Source organism: Bacillus sp. FSL K6-3431 (assembly GCF_038002605.1).
In the GTDB taxonomy this organism is placed as follows: Bacteria; Bacillota; Bacilli; order Bacillales; family Bacillaceae_C; genus Lederbergia.
The window spans coordinates 599,520-614,682 of the sequence record NZ_JBBOCT010000001.1 but is presented as its reverse complement, the minus strand read 5'-3'; the positions used below and the strand labels follow the sequence as shown (position 1 = coordinate 614,682).

The window sequence follows — 15,163 nt, the reverse complement described above, 5'->3', positions numbered from 1 at the left end:
AGTATTTAATTTCCTTCCGGCGGATTGGAGATGGAACCCATAAATAAGATCGTATCTGTTTCGTCATCCGTGATTGCTAGGAAGAATGGCCTATTAACTTCCATATGGAATGGTTCATCTACAGATATGGACGTTGTTCTCATTTCTATGGAAGTTACTGCTGCTGCTTCCGTTCCTTTTTCATTAACATCAACGAATGTTTTTTGTTTAATTTCACTTATCCATAATGGATCTTTTTCTTTAATCATTTTCGTGAAATCTGCATCTTTCGCAAAAGCCTTGATCATACCGAAACTTTTTAATGATTCACTTAATAGAACTTCGTATTCCAATTTAAATTTAGGTATGATAATCGTACCTTCTTTTTTATGAAAATCCGAGTTCCACTTTTTCCAATTTTCATTTGTAAGTGATTTCTTGAATTCGTCTAAACTGGAGTTTTCTTTCGGAAGAAATACTTTCATACTCATCTCTCCGTCACCGTATGGAAGTGTGACTGCCTGAAAGTTTTCGTTTTCTATATAATCTAATTCTTTCGTCAGCGTCATTAATGGCACATCTTTTTTTGTTCCATCTGCTAGCTGGAATGTTCGATTCTCTGTTTTACTTTTGTCAAATTCATACGTCCAAGCACCTTTAAAGTAAATCGCGTTAATAATCATTGCTACTAAGTTAGGATCTAAGGGGGATTCCACAACCTCGTCAATCTTCTCGTTCGTCGACTTTTTAACCCAATCATTTATCGTTTTTGGAGACTTACTATCAGATATATCAATTTCCTGTAACTCTGCATTAAAATAATCTTTATTATGTTGAGCAAAATCATTTTGAAAATGAAAATTTTCGTTTAACCAAATGGAGTTGGCAACATTCAGATGAATTTGATCTGAGTCTTTTTGAAGCTTGGTCACTAACGAAAGATTCGCTTTATTTAACTCATTTACATCAATTCCATCAGCCTGTATTGTCTTCGCAATTTCTTCTTTGGTCACACCATCCGCCCCGTTATAAACCATGGACAATGCCATCAACAAACTTGTAGGTGAAATGAATGTGTTATCATTTTCATCTGCACCCACTTTTCCTAATAATTTGAATCCTAATTCATTGTTAGAGGCAACAATTTTTTTGTAATCTTCTTTACCAAAGTCTACCTTACTTGAGACCTCCGAACTATCTGGGCCATTTTTAGTTCCGCAACCTACTGCTAATACAATGGTACTAGCTAATAGTAGTGGAACGATCATTTTTTTCATCAAATCCATCACATCCTTTTATTATTTAGACTGTTTAGACATGGAAAAAGTTACAACCTATTCGTAAAGGGCTTAAATCACTCCAATTTAGTAAAATATGTATATAATTATTACTCCCTGTCCTTTGTTAATGGAAACGTTATATAAATAGATTATAGCAATCTTTCTTGATGATAACTGTTCTATCTTTCATGTGAACGAAAAAAATTCCGGTTTTATTATCAAACCGGAATTTTAGTCATTGGATATTGTTATAATTTTATTTTTTCACTTCGATTTCATGCTCTTCATGTTCGTGTAACCCATCATCATTAGTGACATGAATTTGAACTGTGAAAGTACCAGCTTCCTTGAAAGTATGCGTAGTTGTATATTCACCGGGATTTGATTCTTTTGTATCTACCCAGTCATGTTTTTCGGAAATATCGTCATTCCATATTTCATAGCGTACACTTGCTTTCTCTAGAGGCGCATCTTCATTTTGTAAATGGACAGTGAATTCTGTTTCTTTTTCAACTTTTACGTCCTCCGGTTTTATAAAATGCATATTGAATCCATCTGCATGTTCGCCGTGATCCTGATGCGTTTCTTCCTGTCCTACTTCATGATCTACTTCATGCGTCGCACCCGTTCCTACAGTTACCTCTTTTTTCGGCATTGTGTGAAGTCCTCTTGCTGTTACGTGCACTTGTACTGTAAAAACACCATCATGTTCAAATGTTGTTTCTGCGTCATATGTGCCGTCATTATTATTTTTTGCTTCAATCAAACTAGATTCTTCTTTTTTTCCGTTTTCCCATACTTCGAACTCAACCTCATTTGCATCTGCAACTTTTTCTTCCCCTTGTGTAACAACTGCTTTCATTATAACCTTTTCATTTACGTCAATACTTTCAGCCACTTCAAGCTGTACTTCTATTATCTCTGGCATTTCAGATTCCTCTACTTTATTTCCGTTACATGCTGATAACATAACTAAAACGAACACTAGCAAAAACATCCAGATATTTTTTTTCATAATGTATTACCTCACCCTATTAGTTTATTAAATCAGATTGGAATAAATACTATTCAATAATGTAAAATTTATCTCATACTTTTTTGATGCAGCTTTTATAGCATTTAAGATTTGTTAAAATCGGACAACTTTATCTCTAGGACAATCCGCAATTGCTTCCCTTTTTTATGACAAGATTGATTTTTATTCCTTTTTTGAATGGCAAGAAGTTTTTCCATTCATTTCTATATTTATGGCATTAATTGCATTTTCAAAGTTGTAAATGTTTCCTCCAAATCCTAATTGGAATTGTTCTGCTTGATGTAAAGAATCAAAAGGAATAACTTGAGGTTGACAGCAATTAAGGGCGAGATCCGCATCCATAACAAATGCTGCCATCTTTGCACTTATTGTCGTGTCTTTTAAGAAGTCATGGCAAATTATTTGCGCAACATCCTGTTTTATATCTTGATATCGCAATAAACCACAATGGGCACAACAGGTGTTCTCCACTTGTTGATTAACCTTAATAAGCTGAACTGATAGTCGAGAATTTGAAGGTTTATGGCAATATGTACAAGTGTTAGAAGAAGCATAATTTTCTACTGAAAGTGTAATCCCGTTTGATGTTTTTAATACCTTCTTCTTATCAATTAATGGTTTTAAGTCCCGATAAACCGTCATTTCAGACACGTTTAATCTATTGCTAATTTCAGAAATTCGCAGGGTCTCCTCTTGTTTTAACCATGTTAAAATTTGTTGTTGTCGTTCAATTGGTAACATAATTTCACCTCCTGTTCCTAATCCTTACCAAATAATGCTTCTATCATTTAAGGTTATTTGTTTTTGGAAATGAATTCAAGGTGATTATGATGTTAAATGTGAATAAATGTTGAATTTTAACATTTTTATAGGGTAGAGATCGAATTTTATTTGTAGCCCATCCTTTTAATCAAGCTGTAACAAATAGAAAAGGCCTGTATCAATGATTACGTTGATACAGGCTTTTATATAACTAAATGTATGACATAATGTTTTCATTATGTTGTTAGAATGTTATTAGTGTTGTCCGTTAGGTACTAACAATATTATGCCAAGTATAGTGATAATAAGAAATAAATAACTTTCAAATTTCTTAGCAGGAATTCGCTTATTAAAAAATATACCTAGCATTGTAGCTAAAAGAATAGCTGGAATAGAATAACCAAATAGGATTAGTGAGTCAATCGTCCATAGCCCACCGAGAGCATGTCCAGTTACAACCAGAACGCCGGATATCAGAAAATGAGCTTGCAATGTACCACGAAAGCGATCTGGATTCCATTGACGTAAAGTTCCATAGACAACAACCGGTACCCCATTAAAGTTATAAGCACTGCCCAATGCTCCTGAAGCAAAACCGAACGGTAACACCCAACCTTTGGAGTTTAGTAATGGGCGATCAATCGCTTTTAAAAGTTTTTTCTTAATCATTGAATAGCCCCCGTAAGCAATCAAAAAAATACCGAGTCCAGTCGTAATAACGTTTGCAGGAGTTAGATGAAGCATGATAAGTCCTGCAGGGATTCCAATAACTGTAGAAACTGCTAATCGGATCAAAACAGGACGTTCAATATGACGCCAGCCATTGACTACAGTAAGTGAAGCGACGGTAAGACCAGCCAGTCCAATCAAAGAAACAGAAGTATTTAGAGGAATCGGGAGGAGTGCAAGCAGGGGCATGCTCACAATTGCTTCCCCAAAACCAAACATTGTTCTCATTAATGCGCCAACAAATACTGCAGCTACTACTAATAAAATAATCGTTACAGACACTACTTAGCCCCCTTAAGAACCCCAACATTACCCTTAAATTCACTATTCATAAATTTTAATAAACTCAAATTACTTAGCTCCCTCTATTAGTTATATTTTAGATTGTAATAAAAGAAAATGCATAAAAAAGCTGGAATGATATTTTCGCTAAATTATGCTTTTTCATCTTTAAAGTCTAGTTTTTCCTTTTATTTTATCTCCTATAATTATAACATAATATGTAGGTTTTGAGTTTAGTATTCAGATATAATATTCGCGTTAATTAAGGTCTTTAACGCTTTGTTTAAGGTGTGGGTAATGTATGTTTAAAGGGATTATATGCAAATGTTGCAAAACTCCCTAGGACGGGATCTGAAGCCAGCAGAAGTGACGCTTCTTGTTTAGGATAAAAATAGTCAATCTTAATTTGAGTTAGGTGTAGATTACTTTGCACATCAAAAAAAGAGGTCTGCAAATCATTATAGTTTAATTATTTTTATAGCCTCAGTGATCATATTGTTAATTAATGTTTCAGCGGTTTGATATTTAGCCAATCTCGGACTTTGCCCGGACCAAAGTGACATGAAATCTTGATTATTTTGTAAAGTGGCAGTCTTTCTAATAGATTGAGTAAGTGTATTTTGAATTGGGAAATCCGGAAAAGCCTTTTCGTGTTCCTGCATCTCAACAATAAATTTATTTTTAATCCCTCTAGCCCATTTACCGGAAAAAGTTCGAGTTAAAACCGTCTGATCCTCGCTAGAATGAAGAATTGCTTCTTTATGTTCCTTATGAGCCCCACTCTCCATACAAGTTAAGAAAGCTGTACCCATTTGTACTCCTTTCGCACCTAAGCAAATAGATGCCATTAAACCTCGTCCATCCATAATTCCACCAGCAGCAATCACTGGGATATTAACATTGTCAACAACCTGTGGTATAAGCGACATTAAACCAATGAAGCTTTCCTGGGAATCATTGATAAAGTTCCCGCGATGACCGCCTGCCTCACTACCTTGAACAACAACAAAATCCATTCCGATATCCGCTATTTCAATTGCTTCCCTCACAGTTGTAGCTGTTCCTATCAAAATAATGCCATATTTTTTTAACTCAGTTATTATTTCTTTAGGAGGAACACCAAAAGTAAAAGAGCAAACAGGGACCTTTTCCTCAACCACAACTTTAATTTGTTCATTAAACGTTTCCAAAACATCTATATATGTAGGAGGTTCAATGTGGTCTTTACCTACATTCAATCGGTCACGAATAGGTTGTAATAATTGGTTAGCTAATTTTACTTCATTATGTGAAGCATTAAATTCATAGGGAACAAATAGGTTTACTCCAAAATTATTTGGTGTTAACTGCCGTACTTCCCTGATTTGTTCACGTATGTGTGCGGGGCTCATATACCCTGCTCCAATAGTTCCCAGTCCGCCACTATTTGAAACGGCGGCTACTAATGTCGAAGTTGTGATTCCACCAGCCATAGGGGCCTGAATAATTGGGTACTCAATTTGCAGAAGTTCAGTCATTTTATTTTTCAGCATCACAAACTCCTCCTTGTATTTAACATATAGAAAATATAAACATAAGTTGTTACAATTCTATCAAATTATCCTTATTTGAGTGATCAATTTATGTTTAAAACAAAAATTATCCCCCTTCTTACAAAGGGAGATTTAATTATTCTTTTTTTCACTTTTACTGATAACTTGAATTAATTCATTAAGCCTTTCATTTTTTTCTCGGTCTGATTTTGTCTTCTCGTTCATGAATTTAATTACTTTAATAACAAAATAAATGCCAAAAACAATAATTGCTAAATATAAAATAATAGGTACAAAAGCAAATAAGCTAAACGCCATTTAATTCCTCCTAAATTGATAGATATATGAAGATTATACAATACTTTGACAAAACTTTCCTGTTTTCTCTAGAATTGTATATCTATTTCCAAAACTTACATTGTTCCTTTAGCTGGATAGAAAAGTTTTTCCTTTATTGTCTTTAGAGAATTCAGCATTACAAACAGCTTCGTGTACTTGCGATAGTTCGTAATGAGAATCAGGTGTCATAAGTTTCAACTTTTTATCGTTTATTAATGTGATTAGAAGGTTAAATGTATCTTGCCAAGTTTCCACAGATACTTGTCGATTCCAATGTCGTAAATGAAACATTTTAACTATTACTTTTGTTTGTTGTGAAACTTTAGCCCAATTTACAGGGTGCCCTGATAAAAGACCAATGGTTAATAGAATACTATTAGGTTTAAGACAAAAAGCTAACTCAGTACCATCTATTCCACCTACAGAGTCAATGGCAGCACTTGCTCCACGCCCTTTCGTTAATTCCATAATAGTTTGTCGAAATGATGAATCTAATGTATTTATTACATATGAAGCACCTAATTGAAGTAGTTCTTCCCTGTATAAATTATTTCTTGTTATAGCAATTAGTCTAAATCCAAGAATTTTAGCTAACTGTGCTAAGATACGGCCAATTGAAGATCCCCCAGCATTTACAAGTAATATATCATCCGGTTTTAATGCTAGAACATTTGTACAAATTAGCCAAGCAGTTAGCGGATTTATGTATAATTGTGCAGCAATATCATCACAAATGGAACGCGGTATGGGAACTGCTAAATTTGCAGATGTTTTTACAAAATCTTGCCATGTGCCTTCCCCACGCAAAGGTAGAACGCGTCTCCCGATTAATTCATGAGAAACGGAAGATCCTACCTCTTCAACAATACCAACCCCTTCATAGCCAGGTATGGATGGCAAAGAAATACGATGAGAATATGCACCATAAATCGGTAATAAGTCGGATGGATTTATCGGACGCATGGTCATTCGAACAAGAACTTCCCCATTCATAGGTTGCTGAATATTTTTATTTTCAACTTTCAATACATTTTCAGGACTTCCAAACTCGTAAAATGTAACACATTTGGCATTCAAAATGTTAAGTCTCCTTTAAGATAAAAAGTCGATGTTATATTACTATCATAAATGAAACAATCTGATTAGCCAATTTATGAATTGGAAGCTCTATACACTACGGTTTGGGTTTTTCTCAGATATTAAAAAGGCGTCTCCGCTCATTGAGGAGACGTATAATGCAATTTCGACTCACGGCTTAAGGGGGTGGATTAATCGACAGGATAAATCTATAGAATGTAAATACAATGATTATTGATCATTTGTAAATTAACGGGAGAGTGAATTATTATAGAAACCGCCCTTTAATGCTCTGCCAAGCTAAGGGTGGTTTCACTTTTAATTATTATTAAATGACCGAATGGTGATAATGAGAGGCAAATAGCTTAAAAAGTTATCATGGCTTTCTATCTTGGGGAGATATTACTCCACCCTTACTATCACAGTAGACATTTTACTTTTTGTTGAATGTTAAAAGTTGCACCATAAAACATGTTCAACTAATTGTTGGAAGTCAGATGCTTTTATAAAATGAAGCAAAATATCTTCGTCATTCTTTCCAATGTATTCATGTTTATTAACATTATAATATTGAATAATATCGACTTTATATATTCCATTTTCAATATCAATTTTATAAGTTGAACAATTTATATCAGGTACTTTCTCACTCTCGAATTGGGCAGCCATGGTAAGACAGTCATAATCAACTATATATAATTGATTATCGGTTACTTTTATATAGCCTTCCGCTTGTCTAAAGCATTTTTGCTCTGTTACATTTGTTCCTATTTTTACTTCGACATTCCAAGAATGTTCAATACCTTCTTCTGTCATCTGGAACACCAAAATATGTCCATCTTCATTTCATTTAGTAAAATGCTGCAGTAGAGAGTCTAACTCCCAATCCTCATCTACAAACGATTTGTATTGCTCGGCATTTACCACTCCTATAAAATTAGTATCACCGGAATCCATATAAAACTGCATTTTATCCTCCCTTATCAACCTTAAAATAAGAATCTATTCAGTATTTGTGATTCGTTCAAATATAGGTTCATATATTTTCAGTTATTTGGTTCAATCCTTCCATTACTTGATTAAGCTCATTTGTTCCTCCGCAATATCTTAAATCCCCATTTTCCATATACAATAAGCTCAGATCTTCTGATTGCTCAATATCTTCTAGTAAATGGGTGCTAATGATCACCACGCTATGAAAGGAAAGTCTTTGAATTTTCCGTTTGAAAAATAAGCTTTCTTGCGTGTCCAATCCTGCAAATGGTTCATCAAGAATGCAAATTCTCGGTTGGTTTATGAGCGCTTGAATCAATCCTACTTTTTGTAATTGTCCCCCCGAAAGTTTACCGAGTTTCCGTCTGTTGCATTTAGTCAAATTCGTTTCAATTAACCATTTTTCAACTGTAGATTTAACTAACTTATGCGGTATTCCTTTATGATACGCTATATATGTTAAATACCTTGTGACGGTCATTTCCGAGTGACCTGTGAAATGCTGGGGCATGAACCCAATCATTGTTCTTATTTCATCTACGCTTAACTGTTTACGATATTTACCAATCTCATCATCCCTTATCAACGTAGAATAATTGATCATTCCTTTATTGGGATATACTCCAGTGGCAAGCAGTTTTAGAAGCGAGCTTTTTCCAGCTCCATTTTTCCCAACAACATACGTGATGCCTGCTGTAAATGTACAACTAATCTCATGGATAATTGTCATTTTTTCTTTCACATATGTTACATCGTTTACCGTAATCCTCATTGCTCTTTCCTCAGAAAACGTCGTTTTAGTAATATGCTACTTAATAAAAGAATAGAAGCTGTGAATATGCCAGTATTTATTAATAAGAAATAGTCATTTTTAGGCAATTGGAACAAGGAAGTTGACTGGAATTGCTTGTCGATTAAGATTTGCGTAGACCACACAAATATCGTAAGAAAAACACCGATCTTTTGCCCGAACCACATCGTACTAACAAAACCAAATACACCAAAGAAAAAAATAGGTGTAAACGCACAAATTAAATACAGAACAGAACTGGCATTTCCAAGTATGAAAATACTTAGTGGTAGCGTGATTACTAATTGTAATCCCATAACAAAAATAAATCGTGTAAACATTTGCTGGATTAAAGGATAATAACTTAACGTTTCAATGATCTGATTCCCTTCGTTTTTAGAGCGAAAGGCATAGCCCATGACAGCTATTATAATAAGTGTAATCCATTTAATCCAAGCTAAAAAACCAGTCATTTCATTTTGTGTATTTTGACTAATAGTGATCGTTAAGACGAGCATGACAATGCCAGTCAGTATCCAACTAGCACTTCCGTGAAAATTCCATTGTGATAAAAATGCATTGGTCACTTTTTCCTTCATCGTTTGTGTGGCTTGAGTGGCTTCAAACTCAGCTCTTAAATCGACAGGCTTGATTTCTTCTACTTCTTTTATCTTTTGAATCAAATTCATTGTATTTTCTCTCGTTGGCTCTGGGGCTGTATATCGATCAAAACGTTGTTTCCACTCGTTTTCTAAGCGTGATAACTCTTGGTCTTCACTCATTTACCCCCACTCCTTTTCTCTCATCATCTAACAATACGCCCTCAAGCTGCTTTAATCCACGCGTAATGCGGGTTTTTACAGTATTAATGGAAATATCTAATGTAAAAGCGATTTCCGCATATTTCAAATCTTGGTAAAACCTTAAATAAAGAACTGTTCGATAATCTATGGATAATTGATTTAAAGAATCTACCATCCATTGCCGTTCCAATTGGCGATCGATAATGTGATGGATCTGCCCTTCTTCTTCTACATCCTTGTCCGTAAAAAACTCTCGCTTTGTAGAAGACTTTTTCCAGTAGTCTTTACAACTATTTGTCGCTATTTTGTACATCCAGGGTTTAAAATGATCTGGAACAAAGCCCTTTTTCCCTTGTTGATAGATTTTTAGAAAAGTATCCTGGACGAAATCTTCAGCGAGTTTTTCATCCTGTAATAGACGGTACACATAACCATATAGAGGTTTATGATACCGGAAAACAAGTGTATCTAATGCCGAGTCATTACCATGTGACACCTGGCGCATATAATCTTCGTCTTGCATTCCGTCCCCTCCGAATTTCTAAACAGTTTTTCGATTTAATTGTAACATCGCTAATCCAATAAGTAGTACGCCAATCCCCATATAAAATAATCGATTGTAAAAAATCCAATGATTTTCAACCGCAAACAAAGCACTCTCACCATGAACAAATGTATACACACTGCCATATTTAAGTAAAATCACATTTAGATCTCCCAAAAATATACCGCTAAATTCTGAAATCATCCAAAAAAGAATCCCAGCCAATAAACCGCCAATTGAATGTTTTCCAATCACCGTACCTGCGACTACAAATCCAACAATTGCTATGTATACTGGAATCGTAAAGGCTAAGCCTTGCCATACAAAAACTCCCATAGTCGGTGTTAAAACGAGTGTTACCACACTTAATAAACCAATAAAAATGAAAGCTGAAAATAGGAATCTTTCCATAATGAATTTCCATCTAGAAACAGGATATGTCATCAATTGATGATAAAATTTCGAATCAAAATCAATCGAAAAACACCATTGCAATATAAGCACAAACCAGATTGGCGCTGCTTCTTCATAAATTATGCTAGATAACTCTTCAATTGTATACGATCCCGAACTATTGATAACATACGCTGCAATCGGAATAAGTAACATCACCAAAATTGAATAGAACGATGTAAACCATATTTTCAGAAAAAGCCTTTGTCTAATCGAAAATCCGCTCATTTATCTGTTTCTCCTTCGTACAATTGTAAAGCAGCTTCTATCTTAAATTCATTCTTGTTTTCAAATTGATCGTATTGTGTGTAAAGAAATTTAACGACTTCATTAAACTTGTCTATGCCTTGTTCTTCATATTCATTTAAAATATCTATCGACTTTGTTTCTTCCATTGGTTCTCGCATTGGTGAATACCATTTCTTAAAACCAACCTCATCTTGCAATTCACTTAAAATCGACCACGTAATTACCTGATTCAGTAAATACAAATCATTTTCCATATCCCATGTTCGATGTTCGCTTGTTAGATAATCAACTGCTCTATAGGCAATAATCGAATCCTCCACATATTTAAGATCTCCAGCATACCAAACAAGAAAATCCTGACTAGGTGTAGATCGGGTAAGATAATAATGATCATCATTTAATATATAAATGATGGACGGTGTCATTGGGATATCCAGCCAATCTTCAATAAAGTTCCAGGCTTCTTGATATTTCTTAATCACTTTTTTAGCACCGTTGAGAACTTCCGGATGACCAACCAATCGAATTTGATCAACCTGCACTTCTTTCAAAGTTCCTCCAACTAAAGACAAACCATATTGTGAAGTTCCTTGAAAGATGCCAGCTTCTACTTCAGGAATCGTCAGAGCAAGTGGCAGTTTACTATTTTCATGGGAAATTTCAACAGTAAATGCCGTAGGAAAATCCTCAACTAGTCTGGCATTCCTTAGTTCAAATTGCACATAACGATTATTATGCTCTCGTGCGATCACCAATTGGCGCTCTCCAATAAGTGGATACCAACCTGCTTCTTTTGGAAGATACACTCTATTATTCTTAATAAAAGCATGCTCCACATAGCCTTCATCACGATATTGTAAAATACTTCCGTGATAATCCAAGTTTAAGTCGAACTGTTCATCTGGTTTTATCATCTGATCAAAGTGGACAATAATAAAATCCTTTTCACGTGAACAAGTAATACCTAAACTGCTGGAGCATTCCGTCACATTTAATGCCTGATGTAATGTCAGATATACATCTTTAACGGGAGCATCACCGTTATGCTTAATCGTTAATCGACTCCTGACCTTTATCGAATTATCTGTTTGCAGTTGAACGGATAAATCCGTCTGCTCCATTGAAAACTCAAATTTTTTATTATCTAGATATGTATCATAATATGAATTTTCCCATTCCCATTCAGATAATGCCTTTTCATCCCTACCCTCAAATCCAGTTACATAATGCTCCCCTGTTGTGACATATTGTTTAAATGCCTGATCATATTGCACATAACGAATACCACTTAATATAATTGTCGGTATGAGTAGTATTGCAATCAATATGGGTACAATCTTTTTTTCGCTCTGTATCCTGCGGTTAGAGCGAAATAATAAAAGTGTCGCAAGTATAAAAATGCCCCCGAGTAATAAAACGATGATTTGGTGCAATATCGTTGTTTCAAATACCCGATCGATTCCCCACATACTTTCATAAGGAGATTGAACAAACATATAATCGAATGGCGTCAATAAGTGTAATCTCGGATTATCAAATGTCGATGCAACACCTGTATAATCAAAGGGAACTCCTAAAGTTAGTACTAAAATAGCCGGAATAAAAATATAGGCAAACATATTTTTCAATATGATGCCAAATAAGAAACCAAGAGAAATGAGTAAAAATAATGCGCCTTCCATTTGAATAAATACATAGATGACGTTTTTAACTAAATCTCCAAAAGATATTTTTCCTATCACAAGCCAACTGACTTGAACAAGTATTGTGATGAAGGTGATGCCAAGACCATATAATTGTGCGACCAACCATTTCCCCACAATCCATTCGACGTTTTTCACCTGATAGGTCACAACTAAAGATTCAAATTCATTTTCCCGATCTTTACTTGCCATATATACAGCAAACAAGCCGCTCATTAATAGATTAAGCATCAACATCCACATAAATCCTTGATAAAAAGCAGCAGCACGCTCTTCATAATGAACGGGTTGTATTTCATATGAGATAATGATATAACCCCAACATAGTAGATTAATAATAAGTGGGATGGCTGAAAATTTATTACGGGATAATTGCAGTAGTTCATTGCGATAAATAAGGTTAATCATGTTCATTGAATCACCCCGTTGATCACCGCCATATAGCCATCTTCAATCGAAGGCTGTATAGCAGTTGCATTTTCATGTGGAGGTTCCTTATCAATGACGCGAAAGACAGCATTGCCCGCTTCTCTTCTACTTGAAATAATTAAATGTTCCTTTTCGACCATATCATAATCAGTATATGGCACTTGAAACTCCCACACATAATTTTCGGCTTTTTTTGCCAATCCAGCGGTCGTCCCTTGAAATAACAATTGACCATTATTTAAAACTGCCAGTTTTTCACAGCTTGATTCAATATCACTAATAATGTGAGTCGATAAAATAATTGAATAATCTTTACTCAGTTTTTCAATGACATTACGGAAGCGAATTCGCTCGGATGGGTCCAGTCCAGCGGTCGGCTCATCGAGGATGATTAATTTTGGATGACCAAGCAATGCTTGTGCAATACCCAGTCTTCTTTTCATCCCACCCGAGTAACTTTTAATTTTTTTATCAGCATGTGTGAGCAAATTTACCTCATCTAGTACTTTTTCAACCTGAGTTTTTCTATCTTGTTTATCAATGACGCCTTTCATTGAGCTAACATAATGTAAAAATTCTCTCCCGGTAAATTGTCCAGGAGCATGGAAATCTTGCGGTAAGTAACCAAGAATTTCACGAACCTTGTCCCCTTCCTTCAACAAATCAAAATCATAGATCGTTACTTCTCCATCTTTAAATGGAAGGATCGTACTAAGAATTTTCATTAAAGTCGTCTTGCCGGCGCCATTAGGTCCAAGTAATCCGAATAATCCTTTATCTATTTGCAGATGAACATCTTTTAACGCTTGAAATTTCCGATAGTTTTTCTGTAATCCATCTATCCTTACTGTATTCATATAAATTCTCCTCTTATAGCTATTTCTTCATCCCTTACACGAACTAGGAATCATTTTTGTTTCACACATCTCGCAGATTCTTCAAAATTAATTTTTTCTCCGGTTTAAACCTAAAAGGCTCCATGATGCAAGGGAGAGCGTCCCTTGCATCATGGAGCCGGATATAATTTTTGCAACAAAACCTTTAGGTGATTTGTCATTTTTGATTTGAAATGGAACAAAGCAGAACACACGGTTATAATAACTTATCTACTGCGTCGAAATCTATGTAAGTACTTATCATAGATTTCGATTAAGCCTTCGATTAGGATGAGGGGGCTCGATTGGACGTGATTCAATAAATATGTTCATGGCGTTTTTTGTTTTTAATGAAACTGCCATAGTTACTCCTTATGTTTGTTCAGCAGTTCGCAATAAGCATTCCGTTTCTTTATTCAATTGATAAGAAAGACAAATAGGATTTTCACTAAATGGGCAAGCCATCATTGTCGCATTAATATCAAATACAGATTGTAGATTTGCGCATGTCATTACTTTCTCAGGCAAGCCCTCAGTAATGATCGCACCATCTTTCATTGCAATCATATAATGTGAAAAACGCGAAGCGTGATTTAAATCGTGAAGCACCATTACAATCGTTTTTCCTTCTTCCTCATTTAATTGTTTAAGCAATAAGAGAATATCCAATTGATGCGCCATATCTAAATACGTCGTTGGCTCATCCAAAATAAGAATTTCTGTATCCTGTGCAAGAGCCATCGCAATCCATACACGCTGTCGTTGTCCTCCTGATAAAGCTTCTACAGGTCGATCCTGCAATTCTTTTAATCCAGTAACTTCAATAGCCCAATGGATATGCTTTAGATCTTCTTTTTTTAAAGTGCCGAATCCTCGTTGATGCGGAAATCTTCCGTATGAAACCAATTCAAATATAGTAAGGCCCGGTGGTGCTTCTGCACCCTGTGGCAAGATCGCCATTTTTTTCGCAATTTCCCTTGTCGGTAACTGTTGTATGGCGCGTCCATCTAAAAACACAGCGCCATTTTGTGTTTTCAAAATACGGGCAATCGTTTTAAGTAATGTAGACTTCCCACATCCATTTGGACCGATAATCGTTGTAATTTTTTTTTCGGGAATCTTAACACTTAGCCCGTTTATTATCATTGTATTTGAATAACCAACTGCAACTTGGTCGACTGTAAGAGTTGACATATATATATCACCTTTCTTGATTAAATTCAATAATGATAATCATTCTCATTATTGAATAGTATACAGTATGCTTAATTTGTTTTCAATGATTTTCTTTGACAATTGCAAATATAA

Annotated in this window: 14 protein-coding genes and 1 pseudogene; all 15 read right to left on the bottom strand. The window is 35.0% G+C overall.

Annotation, left to right across the window (positions count from 1 at the left end):
• Positions 1-5: 5 nt before the first annotated feature.
• The 15 genes and pseudogenes from MHB53_RS02975 to MHB53_RS02905 all read right to left on the bottom strand — a co-directional run bounded on the left by MHB53_RS02975 (position 6) and on the right by MHB53_RS02905 (position 15,049).
• Entirely contained in the window at positions 6-1,256 is a 1,251-nt protein-coding gene (locus MHB53_RS02975) for a serpin family protein (RefSeq protein ID WP_340924438.1), read from the bottom strand.
• A 259-nt stretch (positions 1,257-1,515) separates the two neighbouring features.
• Positions 1,516-2,274, bottom strand: a complete 759-nt coding sequence (locus tag MHB53_RS02970) for a FixH family protein (protein WP_340915662.1) — start codon at positions 2,272-2,274, stop codon at positions 1,516-1,518.
• 183 nt (positions 2,275-2,457) lie between these two features.
• Entirely contained in the window at positions 2,458-3,036 is a 579-nt protein-coding gene (locus MHB53_RS02965; protein ID WP_340915661.1) for a DeoR family transcriptional regulator, read from the bottom strand.
• 276 nt (positions 3,037-3,312) lie between these two features.
• Positions 3,313-4,068 (bottom strand): sulfite exporter TauE/SafE family protein, encoded by a 756-nt coding sequence (locus tag MHB53_RS02960; RefSeq protein ID WP_340915660.1) that lies wholly within the window; start codon positions 4,066-4,068, stop codon positions 3,313-3,315.
• Between the two features lie 458 nt (positions 4,069-4,526).
• Positions 4,527-5,615 (bottom strand): annotated as a pseudogene (locus MHB53_RS02955) (NAD(P)H-dependent flavin oxidoreductase); the annotation flags it as partial.
• 117 nt (positions 5,616-5,732) lie between these two features.
• Positions 5,733-5,918 carry a hypothetical protein gene (locus MHB53_RS02950; protein WP_340915659.1) on the bottom strand — a complete coding sequence of 62 codons (186 nt, stop codon included), beginning with the start codon at positions 5,916-5,918 and terminating at the stop codon, positions 5,733-5,735.
• Positions 5,919-6,026: 108 nt separating this feature from the next.
• Entirely contained in the window at positions 6,027-7,016 is a 990-nt protein-coding gene (locus MHB53_RS02945; RefSeq protein ID WP_340915658.1) for a zinc-dependent alcohol dehydrogenase family protein, read from the bottom strand.
• A 450-nt stretch (positions 7,017-7,466) separates the two neighbouring features.
• Positions 7,467-7,832, bottom strand: a complete 366-nt coding sequence (locus MHB53_RS02940) for a hypothetical protein (protein ID WP_445661394.1) — start codon at positions 7,830-7,832, stop codon at positions 7,467-7,469.
• 220 nt (positions 7,833-8,052) lie between these two features.
• Entirely contained in the window at positions 8,053-8,781 is a 729-nt protein-coding gene (locus MHB53_RS02935; protein ID WP_340915657.1) for an ATP-binding cassette domain-containing protein, read from the bottom strand.
• Positions 8,778-9,581: a hypothetical protein gene (locus MHB53_RS02930; protein WP_340915656.1), complete on the bottom strand. Its 804-nt coding sequence runs from the start codon at positions 9,579-9,581 to the stop codon at positions 8,778-8,780. The genes MHB53_RS02935 and MHB53_RS02930 overlap by 4 nt, the downstream gene beginning before the upstream one ends.
• A complete protein-coding gene (locus tag MHB53_RS02925) occupies positions 9,574-10,125 on the bottom strand; it encodes an RNA polymerase sigma factor (protein WP_340915655.1) in 552 nt (183 codons plus the stop codon). Before MHB53_RS02925 ends, MHB53_RS02930 begins: the two co-directional genes overlap by 8 nt.
• Before the next feature lie 18 nt (positions 10,126-10,143).
• Entirely contained in the window at positions 10,144-10,827 is a 684-nt protein-coding gene (locus MHB53_RS02920) for a hypothetical protein (protein WP_340915654.1), read from the bottom strand.
• Positions 10,824-12,965 (bottom strand): ABC transporter permease, encoded by a 2,142-nt coding sequence (locus MHB53_RS02915; protein WP_340915653.1) that lies wholly within the window; start codon positions 12,963-12,965, stop codon positions 10,824-10,826. Before MHB53_RS02915 ends, MHB53_RS02920 begins: the two co-directional genes overlap by 4 nt.
• Positions 12,962-13,837 carry an ABC transporter ATP-binding protein gene (locus tag MHB53_RS02910; protein ID WP_340915652.1) on the bottom strand — a complete coding sequence of 292 codons (876 nt, stop codon included), beginning with the start codon at positions 13,835-13,837 and terminating at the stop codon, positions 12,962-12,964. The genes MHB53_RS02915 and MHB53_RS02910 overlap by 4 nt, the downstream gene beginning before the upstream one ends.
• 390 nt (positions 13,838-14,227) lie before the next feature.
• The gene (locus MHB53_RS02905; protein ID WP_340915651.1) at positions 14,228-15,049 is read right to left on the bottom strand and encodes an ABC transporter ATP-binding protein; all 822 of its coding nucleotides are present in this window, start codon (positions 15,047-15,049) and stop codon (positions 14,228-14,230) included.
• Positions 15,050-15,163 lie beyond the last annotated feature (114 nt).